This window comes from Rugosimonospora acidiphila, assembly GCF_039543385.1.
GTDB classification, from domain to species: Bacteria; Actinomycetota; Actinomycetes; order Mycobacteriales; family Micromonosporaceae; genus Rugosimonospora; species Rugosimonospora acidiphila.
Genome location: NZ_BAABJQ010000003.1, coordinates 195,213 through 211,172, shown reverse-complemented (window position 1 = coordinate 211,172; position 15,960 = coordinate 195,213). Strand labels below are relative to the sequence as shown.

Here is a 15,960-nt window from a genome sequence, read left to right as displayed (position 1 = left end):
CCGAGCAGGTCGCCGCGACCGCTGCGGTCGAGCGCATCATCGACGACCAGGCGATCGTCAGGGTCGCCGATCTGGCACGGGCGTGCCACTGGAGCATCCGGCAACTGCAACGGCTGTCGGCCTGTCCCCGGCTCGCTACGCCGAAGCCTGCCGTACGTCAACCCCAGGGCGTCGCTGATGAGCGGCACCTTGCCAGAGCCTCCCGGGCCCAGACCGTTGCCCGGGTTGGGTCAGGAAGGGTCGGGCGTGCCTTGGATCAGCCGGTCCAGGATGTCACGGGCAGCAGCGAGCTTCTCGATAGAGCTGGTGATTCGGGTACGTTCCTCGGCCAGGGCGTCGAGGAGTTCTGGGCAGGTGGGTGCGAGCACAGTCGTGTCGTCGGGGACGCAGGGCAGGATCTCGGCGATCGCGGTGGTCCCCAAGCCGGCGGAGAGCAGCAGTTGGATGTGCCGCACAGTGGGCACCGCTTGCCGGTCGTAGTCCCGGTAGCCGCTCGTGCGGCGGGCGGGCCTCAACAGGCCCTGCTCCTCGTAGTAACGCAGGGCGCGGGGGGTGGCGCCGGTCTGTCGGGCTAGTTCACTGATCCGCATGTGCAGAGCAGATCAGGATTTGACCTTCACGTCAACGTGAAGGTTTACCGTCACTGCCGTGACAGACAACAACGTTGAACCCGAACGTCGCCCCGCTATCGCCATCCTAGGGCTTGGCCCGATGGGTCGAGCCCTCGCCGCCGCGGCGCTCGCCGCCGGCCATCCCACGGTCGTCTGGAACCGCACGCCGGACAAGGCGGAAGCACTCGTGGCTCAGGGTGCGATGCTCGCGCCGACGGCGGCCGACGCAGTGGGTGGGGCATCGGTCACCATCGCCTGTGTGCTGAACTATGGTGCCGTGCGCGCGAGCCTGGCCGGCCTCGCCGACCCGCCCGAGGGCACGCTCGTCAACCTCAGCAGTGGCCACGCCGGAGAGGCACGCGCCCTGGCGAGCTGGGCCGCGCAGCGCGGCATCAATTATCTGGATGGCGCCATCCTGACGCCAGCGCCCACGATCGGTACAGGCGCCGCAACGATCCTCTACAGCGGACCGCAGACTCTCTTCCATCGCAGCCGCCCCCTGCTGGAGACCTTCGGCGGCACCAGCATCTACCTCGGCGAAGACATCGGCGTCGCGTCGGCATACGAGATGGCCCTGCTCGACCTGTTCGCCATGTCCGTCGGCGGACTCGCGCACGCCTTCGCCCTGGCCATCGCCGAAGGCATCGAGCCCGCCGCGTTCGCCCGCCTCGCCAAGGGAATCGGCGCCCTGCTGCCCGACCTGGCCGACCGGTTCGCCGATCAGCTTGCCGCCGGCCGCTTTCCCGCCGACGTCTCCAGTATTGCGTCCGCAGGCTCGGCTGTGGCCCACGTCAGCGACGCCGCCGCCGCTCGCGGCATCGACACCACACCGTTGCGGGCCATCCAACGAATCATCGGCCGGGCCGCCGCGGCGGGCTACGGTGGCGACAGCTACGCCCGGCTCGCCCAATTTCTCGCCGGAACCGACCACCCGGGCGTCTCGGCCGAGTCGGCCGCACCAGAGCCGTCGCAGTCCGCGTTACGGGGGGCCGGTCCTAGGTGATGTCTCCGGCGTCGTGCACGACAAGCGCGAGCTGGACCCGGTTATCCAGGTCGAGCTTGGTCAGCAGGCGCGAAACGTGCGCCTTGACCGTCGCCACGCCCATGCCGAGCTCGGCGCCGATCTGGGCATTCGACAGCCCGCGGGCGACAGCGAATGCCACCTCCCGTTCCCGGCCCGTCGCTCGATCGAGCAGGGCCACGGCCGTCGTCCGGCGGTCGTGGCTCACGGGGTCGGCCACCTGCTCGATGAGGCGCCGGGTCACGGCGGGGCTGAGGATCGGCTCCCCGGACGCGGCCCGGCGTACGGCGTCGATCAGTTCCCGGGGCGGGGCGTCCTTGAGGAGATAGCCGCTGGCGCCGACGCGCAGCGCCCGCAGGACGTAGGCGTCGGCGTGGAAGGTCGTCAGCATGACGACGTAGGGTGGCTGCGGCCGTGAGCACAGCCGTTCGGCCGCCGCCAGTCCGTCGACGCGTGGCATCCGGACGTCGAGCAGGACGACGTGCGGGTGATGGGCGTCGACCATTGCGGGAACATCGGCCCCGTCCGCCGCCTCGGCGACGACCTCGAGGTCCGGCACGCCGGCGAACAACAGCCGCAGGCCACTTCGCACGAGTGGATCGTCATCGACGACGGCGACCCGTACCGGCCGGGTCGCCGCACCATCGCCCATCACACCAGCCACGGCAGCCGCACCTCCAGCCGGAACCGGCCGGCGGCCATCCCGTGTGCCAGTCGCCCACCGGCAAGCTCGACCCGTTCGGCGAGCCCCACCAGTCCGAGTCCGCTTCCTGGCACGGATCCTGCCGCCGCGCTGGCGGATGCGGGGTTGCTCACCTCAATCCGCAGTCCGTCCCCTGGGCCGCCGTCCACCACGAGGCTGACCGGGCTGCCCGGTGCGTGCTTGCGGGCGTTGGTCAGCGCTTCCTGCACCACGCGGTAGGCGACCCGACCAGTGGCGCCCGGCGGCGACGGCACCCCCGCGTCGGCGAGGCGGTCGTCGAAGCCGACTTCGTTGCCGCACCGCCGAGCGTCCGCCACGAGATCCCCCACCTCTTCCAGCCCCGGCTGCGGCGGCTCGGGCTCGTCCCCTGCGCCGTGCCGCAGAACGCCGATGACCGCCCGCAATTCCTCCAACGCCTCGTGCGCGCCGGCCCGGATGACGCCGGCCGCGTCGTGGACGTCAGCGCTCACGGCCGGATGCAACTCCAGGGCGCCGGCGTGCAGACTGATCATCGATAGTCGGTGCGCCAGCACATCATGCATCTCACGGGCGATCTGGTCGCGCTCGTCGCGCCGGGCCCGGGCGATGCGGCCCGCCTGCTCCGCCTCGGCGCGGGCGGCGCGCTCGCCGAGGTGGCGAATCAACACCTGGCGCTCCCGGGCGTACAGCCCCCAGCCCACCGCCGCCGTCGCCAACACACCCCGCACGACGACGTCGGTCCACAGTGAGAAGCGCGGTTCCCGCTGCAGCAGCAGGTACACCGGGGCGGTGGCGAGATACCCGGCCGCGAATCCGGCAGCAACCGTGAACCGACGGCGCAGGGCCAGACCGAAGACGGCGCCCAGGATCGCCCCGCTCGCCATGATCGACACAGCGCCGAGCGGCACGACCAGCGCCGCGAGGGCGAGCGGCCACCGTCGCCGCAGCAGCAGAGCCAAGCAGGCGACGACACCCACCGCGACGTCCGCCTGCCACGGCACCAGGCCCGGTACCGGCCCGGTCGCGTCCCCCACGGACACGAGGAGCGCGCCTGCCCCCAGCGCGGCCACGACGGCGACAGCGTTCCGGACACCGTCACCTCGCCCTGGCAGATCGCTACCGGTCACTCAGCAAGCCTAGAGCGGGTAGGCCGCGCCCGGCAGCGTCCCCGGTCAGCCGCACCCCCTACCAAAGTCGGGGTGCGGCTGACTGATCGCCGACGACGGCGCCCCGGACAGCAAGCACCCTGATCGCATGACACCCACCGAGACCCCGGCCCAGCACCTCATCCTGCCCCGGCGCAGGGCCATGCTTGCCGCGGCCACGCTCCTGCTCGGGGCCGCGACGGCGTGGGCCGTCACACACTCCGAACCCGCCTTCCGCGACGTGCTGAAGCCCGCACAACTGGCCATGTCGGTGCTCGTCCCCTTCTTTGGTGTCCTCGCGGTGACCGACCTGCACCACCCAGGAACATCCGGAAACCGCCGGCTCGCGCCACGCTTGCTGCCCGTCCTCGGTCTCACCATCGGCGTCGCGTTGGCCGGCACGCTGCTGTGCGCGGCGGCCACCGTGTGGGCCGGTGGCGGATGGCCGCCCGCTGGACAAACGGCGGCGCTCGTCACGGGAGCCGTGCTGGTCCAACTGATCGCTCAGCTGACCGGAACCGGCTGGGGGATGCTACTCCGGCGCCCCGCGCTCGCCATGGCCGCGACGATCGTGGCGCCCATGAGCGCGACCGCACTGCTGAGCGCGATCGACCGCCACGGCGCCCTCGTACGGTGGCTCACCCCATACGGGAACGCCCAGGTCCTGCTCGCGGGAAGGCCCTCGCCGAGGATGTTCGTGGGACTCTGCGTGGTCACGCTGCTGTGGTGCGTCGTCCCGAACGTACTCGGAACGTGGCACCTCAACCGTGAGGCAGTTCGCTGACGGAAGCTCGGCGTCCGCCCCGGCGCAGTGGCCGCGAGAGGCTTCGGGTGGATGGACTCAACCGAGGATTCTTCATCGGTTTCCACGCGCATCCTGCCCGGGCAGGAGGAGGAAGCGGCGTATCTCTTGCATGTCGTTGCCGACCAGGTCGTACGGAGTGGAAAGGGGTTGGAGTATGGAGGCGGGCATGTCAACTCAGAGCCGCTGATCCCCGGCACCGGAATCGGGTTTCTCCTGGCCTCTCCGCATCCTACCTTGAAGAGGATTTCGATCTCTTTTACGACGACGAGGGTGGGCTCGCGCTGCAGTTCATTACCCTGATTCCCGCCACCCGCACGGAGTTCGAGCTGGTCCGCGGGCAGGCAGACGATAAGGCGCTGCGTGACCTGTGGGAGTCGTGCGGCACCGATCTGCTCGATGTCTACCGGACCCCGGCCGTCTGAAGGCACAAGTACGCCCGACTTGCCATTCGCCTGGGTAAATGCCATGGCAGCCACAGTTGCCGCTCGGCTCAGCATGGAATGCCGGGTGCCGACTGTTTTCGGCTAGGGAGTCACGTCGAGCACCGTGTCGAGCTCGGCAGCAGAGCTTCCGCCGACCCAGACGTCGACAGTTGTTGCGTCTTGGACGATGCCGCGGGTCGCCGCACTCCAGTAACTGAGTTCGTGCGCTCCGAGCGGGAAGCGAACCGTGCGAGTGTGCCCCGCCTCGACCGTGACGCGCTGGAAGCCAACAAGCTGGCGCAGGGGGCGCGAGGATGTGCCGTACCGCTGGTGGATGTAGAGCTGGACGACCTCGTCCGCATCACGCGTCGAGGCGTTACGGACGTCGACGGTGACCACCGTCGACTCCCCCACGCGGATGCGCTCGGCGTCGAGGCGCACGTTGGAGTACTCGAAGCGGGCGTATGACAGCCCGTGCCCGAACACGTAGAGCGGGGTGCTCTCCTCGTCCCAATAGCGTCGGCCCTGGTCCTCTGGCTTGAACGTGCGGTTGTGCGAGTAGATCATCGGCACGTGCCCGACATGCCGAGGCCAGGTGAACGGCAGCTTTCCGGCCGGTGCGACGTCGCCGACAATCGTGGCGGCAACTGCCTCGCCGCCTCGAGTGCCCGGGTACCAGACCTGCAGGATCGCGCTGACGTTCTTCTCCGCCCAGCGCAGGTCCACCGGCCGACCGGTCATCACGACGAGCACGACAGGCGTTCCCGTCGCGACGATTCGCTCGAGTTGCTCCGCCTGGCGGCCGGGTAGGTCGAGCGTCGAGGCAGATGCGAACTCGCCTGCCTGGTTCTGCCGCTGCCCGACCACGACGACTGCCACGTCCGACGCCGTGACCACGCCGACGGCGCGACGCAGTTCGGCATCGTCGTCGTGGTCACCCGCTGTCCTTTCCACGCTCGGGTCCTGGTTGTCGAAGAATGATGGGACCAGTCGTTCAGGAATCCCCACACCTGGCGCGTACTCGACGGCCACCGAATCACCGAGTCGCTGTCGCAGCCCCTCGAGAATCGTGACAACTTCCTCGGTGTCGTGGTCGAACACCCACGGCCCGAGGGTGTCCCTCTTGCTCGCGGCGAGTTGGCCGATCACGGCGACTGACGCGAGGCGAGTCGCGTCCAGCGGCAGGGTCCGCTGATCGTTTTTCAGGAGGACGAAGCTCTGCTCTGCCGTGACGCGTGCGAGTGTCCTGTGCTCGGCGGCGGCCAGGACTGAGCCTGAGGCGGCCTCGTCGGTGAACGGGTTCTCGAACAGACCCATCCGGAGCTTCGCGATCAGCACCCTTCGAACGGCGGTGTCGATCGCCGCCTCCGCGACGTGTCCCTCCGCGACAGCCTTGGGCAGATACCCGAACGCGGGGTCGGCCCAGCACATTTCCATGTCCAGCCCAGCTCCGAGGGCGCGAGCGCCCGCGTCGGTCAGGTCGCGGGCGAAATGCTGCGTGCGCAACGAGCGGACCGCGTCGGCGTCGGAGACGACGAATCCCTCGAAACCCAGGTGGTCACGAAGGACATCCGTGAGAAGCCAGCTGTTGCCCGAGGCCGGCACGCCGTTCAGGTCCATGTAGGCACTCATGACGTTGCCCGCACCGGCGTCGACCGCGGCTTGGAAAGGCGGAAGATACACGTTCCACAGTTCGGAGTCGGAGATCTCGGCGTCGTCGTAGTCGCGTCCGCCGCGGGCCGCGCCGTATCCGGCGAAGTGCTTGGGCCCCGCAATGACGTGTTCAGCGCTGAGGTCGCCCTGGAAGCCGCGCACCTGGGCCGCCGCGACCGCGGCACCCAGCACAGGGTCCTCGCCCGCCCCTTCGACCATCCGCCCCCACCGGGGATCGCGCGCGATGTCGACCATCGGCGCGAATGTCCAGTGGATGCCGACGGCACGAGCCTCGCGCGCGGCGACGGACTGTGCCCGCTCAATCACTTCAGGTGACCAGGTGGCCGCCAGCGCGATCGGTACTGGAAAGATCGTGCGAAGGCCATGAATGACGTCGAAGCCGAGCAGGAGCGGAATGCCCTGCCGGCTCCCTTCGATGGCAGCGCGCTGGAGGCGGTTCGCCACGCCTGCGTCGCGAATAAACAGCACAGAACCGGCACGGCCCGTCCTGATCGCGTCTTCGACGACGCGTGCCTGCTCGTCGGCAGACCCGGGGTCGGTGACATAGAAGTACTGCGTGAGCTGGCCCGCCTTCTCCTCCAGCGTGAGGCGGCGCAGGAGGTCGTCCGCTCTCTGCTCGGGGGTGAGGGCGGGGTCACGGAAGGCGGGTACGGTCACGTCTCATCCTAGGGTCTGCGGGGTCGGGCTGATGAAAGATGCGTGGGCACGGGCCCTGCGCGGCCGCCAGGTCAAGGTTACGGCACCGGCGTAGGCGTCTGGTGCATAGGCGTTGAGCGACCGCGCTGACCGCCGAGATCGCCTCCTCCCAGTCACCACGCCCTCGGCCGCCCGCACCGCATCGTCCCACCTTCCCACCACATCGGCGTGGTCGACCTCGACCGAGAAGCCACCCGGCCGGCGACGGCGACGGCTGGTGGTGTTCAGGCGGTGCCGCGTATGTGATGTCCTGGGTGGCGACATCACCGTGAGGGGGTGCGCATGGGTCAAGGTGTTCGCGTTCGCTTTCGCGGCGGTCCGCTGGATGGGGAATCTCGCTGGTTCGAGTTGCCGGAATCAGTTGAGCGCGCGACGAGGCTTTCCAGCCGTCAGGCGGCAGGCGCGCCGGGCCCCGGCTGCTCCCTGGTCTGGCGCAGCAGCCAGCCTTCGCCGGTGCGGATGAGCGCGTAGCGGCGTGGCGTGCCGCGCCCGTGCAAGGTGAACAGCAGCCGGCGCTGGTTGCGATCGTGCTCCTCCCACCAGCCCAGGTCGGCGATCGACTTGTCGGCGTCCTGGTAGGTCAGGTGCGCCAGGTCGTGGTCGGGCACCTCGATGGCCAGCCGGTGCTGGGTCGCGTCGACCGGCAGGCCGCGCGGCAGTGCGAAGGAGCGCAGCACCCCACGCTCCTCAAGCCGCAGGTCGAAATGGTGGGTCGGCCGCCGGTGTTCGTGCAGCACGAACGCCGGCCGGTCCCCGCTGGCCGGCGGCCCGGCCCCGCCACCCATCGCGTCCGTCCCGTCCGGGCCGGCACCATCTTCTGCCATGGCTCATGTCTACCAGCGGGCCGCCGCCGGCACCGGCGATCCCGGTCCCTCGGGTGCGCGCGAACCTACTGGTCTCGGCATAGGGCGGCGGTCAGGACGTCACCGTGACGGTGATGTCGTCGACGAATTCGACGCCCGATTGGGAGGCGATCCCCCACCAGTCGCCCAGCGCGATGGTGTTGAACGTGGTGAGCCCGGCCGCGGTCGCGATCTGCTGGTCATCGATGGACATGGTGACGCCGACGCCGGACGTGTAGTCCCAACGGAACTGGTGCCATCCGGTCGTCCGTGCGATCGGCGTGGCGCTGAAGGTAGCATCGATACGCAGGATGTAGTTGTTCCGGTTGATATCCGTGCGGACGCCGATGCCGCGGAAGTGTCCGGTCTCGGGGTCGTCGTCGACGCGCGTGACGAAGATGGTGTCCGTCGCGCTGGCGTCGTCGTAGAACCAGAGAGTGACAATGCCGTGGGCGGATGTGGCCTGGCGGTAAATGACGCCGGGCCCGGCTGTGTTCTTCCCTAGGCTGTGCGCACCGGTGCGGGCCTTCGCTGTCGAGACCACCAGGGTGCCCTTGTCCACGGACCACGCGCCGAGCCCGTTCTCGAAGCTCTCTGTGAAGCCGTCCCAGCTCGGCGGTGGTGGGTCGAGCGGTACGGAGGGCGGGATAGCGAGCAGGTTGGCGAGCAGCCTGCCGGCGAGCGGGTCAACGGTAGCCGAGGTCGAGGTGGTCAGCTCGGAGACGACAAGGTACCCGTTCGACTCGGGCGTCGTCTTCTTCAGGAAGATCGGGTACCCGGACCGCTCATCGAACGATGGCGTGGTGGTTGGCCGGCCCGGCGCCGTGTATATGCCGAGCCGGGCGATGTTGACGGCGTTCAGGCCGTCGAACTGCATGGCTGTGTGTGTGACGTAGGGTTTGCTGCCGTCGTCGTGTCGCCACCAGCGCATGTCCATCGGGTCCATGCCCGCGAACGGGCTGGCGTCGTCGTGGACCGGGGTCACGACCTCACCGTCGACAGTCTGGACCTCTGCTATCTCGGCCGGGAAGAGTTCGCGTGTGCGGTCGCCGCCCTCAAGGATGACCACCCGGCCGCCGGCGTCGGCGTAGTCGTGCAGGTTCGCGGCGAGAGCCGTGTCGTCGACGGCGTCCTTGCCGATGACGAGCAGGTCGGGGGGTTCCGCAGCGAGGCCGGCGAGGCTGCCGACGGTGGTGTAGCGCAGCCCTACGGTGTCCAGGGATGGCCGGGTCGCACCGGTGGGGTCGTACAGCCACACGCTGTCCGCCCCACCGGCGGAACCGGCGGCAACGTACGCGCGGGTCGCGATCACGATGTCGTACCGGTTCTCCGAGACCGTCGTGGAGCCGTCCATGACCACCAGGTGCAGGACGGCGGCGACCCGCTCGGCTGCCAGGCTCGCCGGCACGGCCAGGGTGACGTCCGCGGGCACGTTCCCGTGGTACGGCAGCGCCGGCAGCTGGACGGACCCGGCGGCAGCCAATCGCTGGCCGTTGGCGTCGAGGATGTCGCACGAGAGCGTCACGGGGCCGTAGTCGCCGTGCTCCAGGTCGTCGTTGACCACGACCACCCGGGTCTGGAACTGCTCGCCGGCGTAGAAGTGCCGGGCGGAGTCGTCGAGTGACACCAGCACCGGCTGGTAGGCGAGCCGGACCCCCTCGTTCACCGGAAACGGGGTGGGGTGTGGGTTGCTGTAGAAGTCCTGGAACCAGGTCGTGGCGGAGAACAACAGGAATCCCGCGGTGCCGCGCCCCTGGTCACGAGTGCGTCGCAGCATCTCGGCGAGCTCTTTGGTGAGCAGGGCGTGGGTGGCGAGGAAGATCTTCGGGTCGGCGTCGGAGGCATGGGCGCCCACCCAGGCCTGCGGCGAGTGCACCAGGTTCAGGTACGTGTCCTCGGGGCGGCCGGTGTGGAAGTCCGGATAGCCGGTGCCCATCTCGGCGCTGATGAACGGACGATCGGAGTCCGATTGTGAGCCGCCGTTGGTCTGCCCGGCGTCCAGGACGAAGGCTGACTGCTGGTACCAGCCGAAATAGAGATGGGCGTCGTCGACGTCGCCATCGTCGATCCCCGCCGGTTTCAGGGTCGACTCGTAGGTCGTCGGGTCGCGGATGTACTCCGAGTCGGCAACCAGTGGCCGGGTGGGGTCGGCCGCGCGGATCGCCTTGTTGAGGTCCGACAGCACGGTCCAGCTCGGCAGATCGTAGGGGCCCATTTCGTTGCCGGTAGTCCACAGCAGAATGCTCGGGTGGTTGCGCAGGCGCCGGATGACGTCGAGCATCTCCTCGGTCCAGGCCTGGACGTAGACGTCGGCCGGCGCGGGAACCCCGTCGAAGGCCCACTGGCGAATGCCCTCCATGTCCACGCCCATGCCGAGCTCGTCGGTCAGGTCGAACCAGGGTGAGGGTGCGGGGCCCATGTGCATGCGGGTCACCCGCACGTTGTCCTCTCGCAGCAGCCCGAGCCACTGGCGCATCTGCGGGATCTTGTCCCGGCCGACCATGACCGTCGGCAACTGGCCCGCGCCGCGCAGCCAGTACGGTTTGCCGTTGAGGTAGAACGCGTTGCCCCTTACCTCGAACGTCCGGAATCCAACCCGGTTGGTCACCTCGTCGAGGACTTCGCCGTCGCGCTCGACGGTCGTGGTGAGCAGGTACAGCACCGGGTCGTCGGGCGACCACAGTCGCGGCTGTACCGCTGACGCCGAGGCGCTGATCATCCCGGTGCCGCCTGCGCCTACCACGAGCGGGGCAACGTGCTCGAACAGCTTCTCGCCGCCACTGACCGCCGTCGCCACGTTCCGGACGCTCAATGTCGTGTCGGACGTCGAGTGGTTGGCGATCGTGACGTCGATGTCCGCGCCGTCGGTTCGCGGTTTGAAGAAGACGTCGTCGATCAGGATCGGCGCGGTGGCGACCAGCCGGACCGACTCCCAGATGCCGAGTGCCCGCGAGGTGGCCTCACGCCCGATCCCGGCGAACTCACCGTGTGAGTAGCGGTCGGCCTGCAGATCCATTTTCACGTACACCGAGATCGTGACGGGCTGCCCGGCCTGCAGGTGCTCGGTGATGTCCAGCCGGTGGGTGCGCCACATCCCCCACGACGATTCCAGCAGGGTTCCGTTGACGCTGATCTCCGAGTACATCGCGATACCGTCGCACTGCAACTCGACGCGCTTGCCCGCCCACGAGTCCGGGATCTCGACGGCATGCCGGTACCACCCCTCGGTGAGCGACGTCGCGTCGTAGCCGTAGCTCGCGATCCGCTCGGTCTCCTCCGGGAAGTCGGCTGGCGTGTAGATCCACCAGCCCACCGGGGCGAGGAAGTTCGGCACGGCCACCGAGTACGGGAACGTCGAGCCGTCGGTACCGAATTCCCACCTGCCCGCCAGGTCCAGCGTTTGCCGCGCCGCTGGCATCTCGGTGGCCGCCCGCGCCGGACGATCGACCGCGGCGGGCAGCGCGAGACCCACCGCCGCGGCTCCCGCACCCTTCAGCACATCGCGCCGGGTGATCTGGGATCGGTGCGTGATGCCTGACATTTCGGCTCCTTCACAGCGGCGGGTTCTCTGCAACGGGGGTTAGCCCGACCCCTTCGACCCGGGGCTTGGTGGTCACCGGGCCGGTGGGGAGCGGGCCAGCCTCGTCTGGCCCGCTCCCCTGCTACTGGGCTACCTTGCCCGGAGGCTGATCGTGCCCGGCCGGCCTGCTGGATCGGCCGGCGAGCGCCGTGCTCAGCGGCTGGCGCTGGTCGCTGATCAGGCTCCCCTACTGACGAGCAGCGTCCAGTCGTCCGTAGCGGAGGGCTCGGGCGGCAGCTGCGCGGTGGCGTGCGCGTGCGTGATGTTGAACGAGCCGGCGGCCGTGTATCGGCCGGTCCGGGGGTCGAACCACTTCATGCTGTATCGGCCAGGGGTCAGGTCGGTGAGGGTGCCGGTGTAGGGCTGGCCCGCGTCGAGCCGGTGCGGGTAATACACGACGGTGCGCGAGCGGTCCGGAGTCGTGGACGCGAACGCGAGTTGCGTGTCGGTCGGCGCGGTGTCCGCCCAGGTGATGGCGGTCGGAGCCGGTGCGAGCTGCCACCACGGCAGCGAGGTGAAGAAGGACTTCAGGTAGCCCATCTGCGTAGCGCCCGGCAGAAACAGTCCCTCGTTCCAGGGCGTGCTGCCGAAGCTCTGGCAGTTCCCATCCGGATCCTGGGCGTTCCAGCACGTCCACCAGACCCCCGCCGCGCCGTAGTCGTTACCAGCGACACCCCCGACCCGTGCCTTCCACGCGCTTTCACGTGTCTGCCAGTTCTGCACGATCGCGTTGTTCTCCCAGAAAACGTCGATGCCTTCGTAGTTCGCTTCGGCTTCTACGACCGGGCGAGTCGGTGTTTGCTGGTACTGCTTCAGCCAGTAGTCCGCGACGCCGTCGACCGTGTTGTGCCCTTCCTGAAGGGTGACGAGTCCGTACCAGGACTGGTCGCGGGGCTCGACCCCGCCGCCGGCGAAGATGGGATAGTTGTGCAGCGAGGTGGGGTGGAGATACGGATCTGTGTCGGCGAAGACCTGCGCGACCTGCTCCCAGCACTCGGCGCAGTTGCCGGGCTGGTCGAATTCCTGCGCCGTCAGCCAGACCATCGGGTAGGCCGCATAGCGGGCCACCATGTACCGCGCGAGGCGTTCGTACTCCGGGAGTTGATCCTTGGTGGCATCGGTCAGGCTGACGCCGGTCCCCATCGTTATCGCGTCCACGACGCCCTTGCCGGCGATGTAGCCGATCCGTTGGTCGATGTTGTCCCAGAACTGCGGATTGAGGGTGTGGAACGTGCCATCGATCCAGTCGGGCCCGCCCTCGTTGGAGTTGCCACCGTTGTTGGCGAAGGTTTCGTTCCAGATCACGTTGAAGCCCTGCTTGACGCGGGTGTCGACGATTCCCTTGAACTGGGATGAGAACCTCGGGTCGTTCGACTCGTTGAGCCTGGTCTGGCCGGTGAGGTTGCTCTGCTCGTTGTCACCGAGCCAGAAGAACGGCGTGCCGTCCGCGTAGGTCAGGTATCGGCCGTTCGCGCTGGTGCGAAGGAAGCCGTGCTGGTATATCGCCAGGTCGCCGGTGTATCGGCGGGCCAGGACCGTGCCGTGGTGGTTGTCGAGGCCGGCGTTGGTGGCGTCGGTGCTTGTGGTCGTGAGCTGCCATCGGCCCGGGGTGGGCGGTGCGAACCGGACGCGCCACGTGTCGCCGCCGTCCCAGAAGCCCGGCATGGTCAGGCGCTGGCCGTTCGGTCCGCTGAACGTGGCGGTCAGGTCCACGTCTCGATACGGATCCTGGTAGCTGACCGTGCTGTGCAGCGTGAACTCGACAGCCTGCCAGGTTTGCGCCGACAGCGTTGGGCCCTGCGGTGCCGATGGCGCGGCACCCGCGAGCCCGGATCCCGCGGCGTTCGCCGGAGTGTTGAGGCCGACCGCCAAGGTGATGAGGACCGCGATGGCCGCCGCGGATGCGTGACGGCGCCGATGGAGGGACATAGACTCCACCTCATTCTTTGAAATGTTTCTTGATGTGCCCTACAGACAGTCCGTGCATGACGTGTGAGGCGCCTGTGGCGCCGCATCTGTGGAGTAGAACGTTTCAACCATCGACTCCGCCGTATGCTATGTGATTCGAAGCAGTGCGTCAATGCACGCGGCACGACCGGTGCTCGGCATGGGGCGGGGCAGGGTGTCGGGGAAGCTCTTGCCTACCGTTGCGGGGCGCGCCGCCGCGGCGTGGAGGAGCGGCGCGCTCGTTTCGTAGAGTCGCGCACGACGAGCTCCGGCTGGAAGACGATCTGCTGGTGCGCGTGGGCGGCCGCGCGCTGGCCTTCCTCGATCAGGAGGTTGGTGGCGATGCGACCGAGCTCCTGCGTCGGCTGCCGGATCGTCGTGAGCGGCAGCGGACTCTGTTGAGCCAGCTCGATGTCGTCGTACCCGACGACGGAGATGTCGTCGGGAACTCGGATGCCGTGGCGCACCAGGCCGGCGATGACGCCGAACGCGAGGAGGTCGTTGCCGCAGACGACGCCGGTCACCTCGGGATGGTCGGCGACCAGCACGTCGGAGGCCGCGCGTCCTTCGGCGGCGGTACCCAGCGACCCGACCTCGACGACCTCGCACGCGTCGTCCGGTAACTCTCGCCGGGCCAGCGCGCGGCGCACGCCCGCGAGACGAATGCGGTATTGGTCAATCGCCAGCGAGGCGGTGACGAAGGCCAGCCGGCGATGGCCCAGGTCAAGAAGATGCTCCGCGGCCAGTTCGCCGCCGGTCATGTCGTCGACGCGCACGGAGCAGAAGTCGCGGCGCTCGCGCCCCAGCAGCACCACGGCCGTACCGCGGCCCCGCAGCCACTGCAGAAGGTTGTCCCGTTCGTTCACCGGACTGATCAACACCCCGTTCACCCGCTGCTCCTCCAGCACCTCCAGGTACCGCTTCTCCTTCGCGCGGTCCTCGTCGGAGCTGCAGAGGAAGAGCAAATATCCGGCGTCGCGCGCGGCGTCCTCGACTCCATGCGCGAGCTCGGTGAAGAACGGGTTGCGGACGTCGAGCGTGATGAGCCCGATCGTGCGAGCGCGCCCGCCCCGCAGCAGCGAAGCGCCGGCGTTGCGGACGAACCCCAGCCGGTCGATCGCCTCGAGCACCTTCAGCCGCGTCTCGTCGGAGACCATGTTGGGACGGTTCAAGACGTTGCTCACCGTACCGAGGCTGACCTCCGCCGCAGCCGCGACCTCCTTGATGGTCACGGACCGGCCCGGCGGCACGCCGTTGACCGAGGTTTTAGCTTTCCGAACCGCCACCGAACGCCTCCCGAACCTTGACGTGTCTAGCGCCGGAAGCTAGCGTACCGCAGCGTTGAACCATTTCAGTGCCCGCGGCGTCCGCACCGGGTGGCGCGGGATCGCCTGGAAGGAAGCACGCACGTGAGATCGCTCTGGCGCAAGACCACGCTGGTGCTGTGCGGCGTAGCACTCATCGCGGCAAGCTCGGCGTGTGCATCAAGCAAGAACGGTGACGGCGGTTCGTCGACCGGGGGCAGCTCGAACGACAGTGCCCCGGCCGGCGCGACCTACACCGCAGCCGAGGTCGCCGCGGCGACCGGTGCGTACAAGGTGCGCCCGCTGTTCGCTGTCCCGAAGAAGCTCCCCGAGCACTACCGGTTCGCCTTCCTCAACCCCAGCCTGAGCTACCCGTACTTCGCGACCTGGTCGCAAGGGATGAAGGCCGCGGCCAAGTTCTACGGGGTGAGCCTCGATCAGTCGGACCTGAACTTCAAATACGACACTGAGCTGAGCGCCTACCAGCAGATCGCCGTCAAGCAGCCCACGGTGATCGGCTCGGGCCAGATGAACGACGCGACCTACAACGCGGTCGAGCGCGACCACGCCAAGATCGTCATGATCGACGGAAGCTTCAAGAACGTGGCGCATTTCGGTGTCGACGACGAGCAGGTCGGCAAACTGGCCACCGACGCGCTGGCCGACCAGGCGAAGGCGAAGATGGCCGGCGCGTGGAAGGGCCGCACGGTCCTCGTCGCCGGCATCACATCGGCCAACTGCACTCCCTGTGACACCCGGGTCAAGGCGTCCTTCGCCGAAGCCGAGGCGAAGCTGGGCATCCCGGCGGCGAACACGACGATGCTCACACCGCCCGGTCAGGATCCGACCTCGTCGGCGGCCAGCACCTTCACGGATTTCCTCACCGCCCACCCGAAGGACGTGGTCCTGGTCGTGTCCTACGGCGACGAACCGGTCATCGGCGCGATCAACGCCGCCAAGGCCGCCGGACGCAAGGACGACATCCTCGCGGTGAGCAACGGCGGCGATTCGGCAGCGCGCATCGCGCTTCGTGACACCAGCAACGCGGGAGTTCTCGTCGCTGCCATCGACTACCAGCCGTACGCCGAGGGCTGGAACTGGATCGAGGCGGCGATCGCCACGGCGATGAACAAGCCGCTCGCCTCCTATCAGGTCAACCGGGTGCTCACGGCCGCGAACGTCGACCAGTTCTACCCGAACGACAAGTCCCAGTGAGCCTCAACGCCGAAAA

The 15,960-nt window shown here is 68.5% G+C and carries 11 protein-coding genes; 3 read left to right on the top strand and 8 right to left on the bottom strand.

The features are described 5' to 3' along the window. Window positions 1–230 precede the first annotated feature (230 nt). Entirely contained in the window at window positions 231–590 is a 360-nt protein-coding gene (locus tag ABEA87_RS06180; protein ID WP_345626882.1) for a MerR family transcriptional regulator, read from the bottom strand. 58 nt (window positions 591–648) lie between these two features. On the opposite strand from ABEA87_RS06180, the gene ABEA87_RS06175 reads away from it, so the two are divergent. Continuing rightward, on the top strand, window positions 649–1,614 hold the full coding sequence (locus ABEA87_RS06175) for an NAD(P)-dependent oxidoreductase (protein ID WP_345626880.1): 966 nt from the start codon (window positions 649–651) through the stop codon (window positions 1,612–1,614). Here the strand turns inward: ABEA87_RS06175 and ABEA87_RS06170 are convergent. Next, entirely contained in the window at window positions 1,607–2,284 is a 678-nt protein-coding gene (locus tag ABEA87_RS06170) for a response regulator transcription factor (RefSeq protein ID WP_345627355.1), read from the bottom strand. The two genes, ABEA87_RS06175 and ABEA87_RS06170, sit on opposite strands and share 8 nt — an antisense overlap. Next, window positions 2,284–3,354, bottom strand: a complete 1,071-nt coding sequence (locus tag ABEA87_RS06165; protein ID WP_345626878.1) for a sensor histidine kinase — start codon at window positions 3,352–3,354, stop codon at window positions 2,284–2,286. The genes ABEA87_RS06170 and ABEA87_RS06165 overlap by 1 nt, the downstream gene beginning before the upstream one ends. 214 nt (window positions 3,355–3,568) lie before the next feature. On the opposite strand from ABEA87_RS06165, the gene ABEA87_RS06160 reads away from it, so the two are divergent. Continuing rightward, a complete protein-coding gene (locus ABEA87_RS06160) occupies window positions 3,569–4,243 on the top strand; it encodes a hypothetical protein (protein ID WP_345626876.1) in 675 nt (224 codons plus the stop codon). Between the two features lie 545 nt (window positions 4,244–4,788). Here the strand turns inward: ABEA87_RS06160 and ABEA87_RS06155 are convergent. From ABEA87_RS06155 to ABEA87_RS06135, 5 genes are all read right to left on the bottom strand, one after another. After that, window positions 4,789–7,017, bottom strand: a complete 2,229-nt coding sequence (locus tag ABEA87_RS06155) for a glycoside hydrolase family 3 N-terminal domain-containing protein (protein ID WP_345626874.1) — start codon at window positions 7,015–7,017, stop codon at window positions 4,789–4,791. A 428-nt stretch (window positions 7,018–7,445) separates the two neighbouring features. Next, complete coding sequence (locus ABEA87_RS06150; RefSeq protein ID WP_345626872.1) at window positions 7,446–7,880, bottom strand: DNA polymerase ligase N-terminal domain-containing protein; 435 nt, start codon at window positions 7,878–7,880, stop codon at window positions 7,446–7,448. A gap of 91 nt (window positions 7,881–7,971) precedes the next feature. After that, window positions 7,972–11,439, bottom strand: a complete 3,468-nt coding sequence (locus ABEA87_RS06145) for a glycoside hydrolase family 2 protein (protein ID WP_345626871.1) — start codon at window positions 11,437–11,439, stop codon at window positions 7,972–7,974. Between the two features lie 216 nt (window positions 11,440–11,655). Continuing rightward, window positions 11,656–13,407, bottom strand: coding sequence for an apiosidase-like domain-containing protein (locus ABEA87_RS06140; protein WP_345626870.1), 1,752 nt, complete (start codon window positions 13,405–13,407; stop codon window positions 11,656–11,658). Between the two features lie 212 nt (window positions 13,408–13,619). Then, on the bottom strand, window positions 13,620–14,657 hold the full coding sequence (locus ABEA87_RS06135) for a LacI family DNA-binding transcriptional regulator (RefSeq protein ID WP_345627353.1): 1,038 nt from the start codon (window positions 14,655–14,657) through the stop codon (window positions 13,620–13,622). A gap of 177 nt (window positions 14,658–14,834) precedes the next feature. Between ABEA87_RS06135 and ABEA87_RS06130 the strand changes: the two genes are divergently transcribed. Continuing rightward, complete coding sequence (locus ABEA87_RS06130) at window positions 14,835–15,944, top strand: sugar ABC transporter substrate-binding protein (protein WP_345626868.1); 1,110 nt, start codon at window positions 14,835–14,837, stop codon at window positions 15,942–15,944. The last annotated feature ends 16 nt before the right edge of the window (window positions 15,945–15,960 follow it).

Coding starts and splice junctions, on each gene's coding strand:
- ABEA87_RS06180 (WP_345626882.1), bottom strand. CDS start 590: ATGCGGATCAGTGAACTAGCCCGACAGACCGGCGCCACCCCCCGCGCC.
- ABEA87_RS06170 (WP_345627355.1), bottom strand. CDS start 2,284: ATGGGCGATGGTGCGGCGACCCGGCCGGTACGGGTCGCCGTCGTCGAT.
- ABEA87_RS06160 (WP_345626876.1), top strand. CDS start 3,569: ATGACACCCACCGAGACCCCGGCCCAGCACCTCATCCTGCCCCGGCGC.
- ABEA87_RS06150 (WP_345626872.1), bottom strand. CDS start 7,880: ATGGCAGAAGATGGTGCCGGCCCGGACGGGACGGACGCGATGGGTGGC.
- ABEA87_RS06145 (WP_345626871.1), bottom strand. CDS start 11,439: ATGTCAGGCATCACGCACCGATCCCAGATCACCCGGCGCGATGTGCTG.
- ABEA87_RS06140 (WP_345626870.1), bottom strand. CDS start 13,407: ATGTCCCTCCATCGGCGCCGTCACGCATCCGCGGCGGCCATCGCGGTC.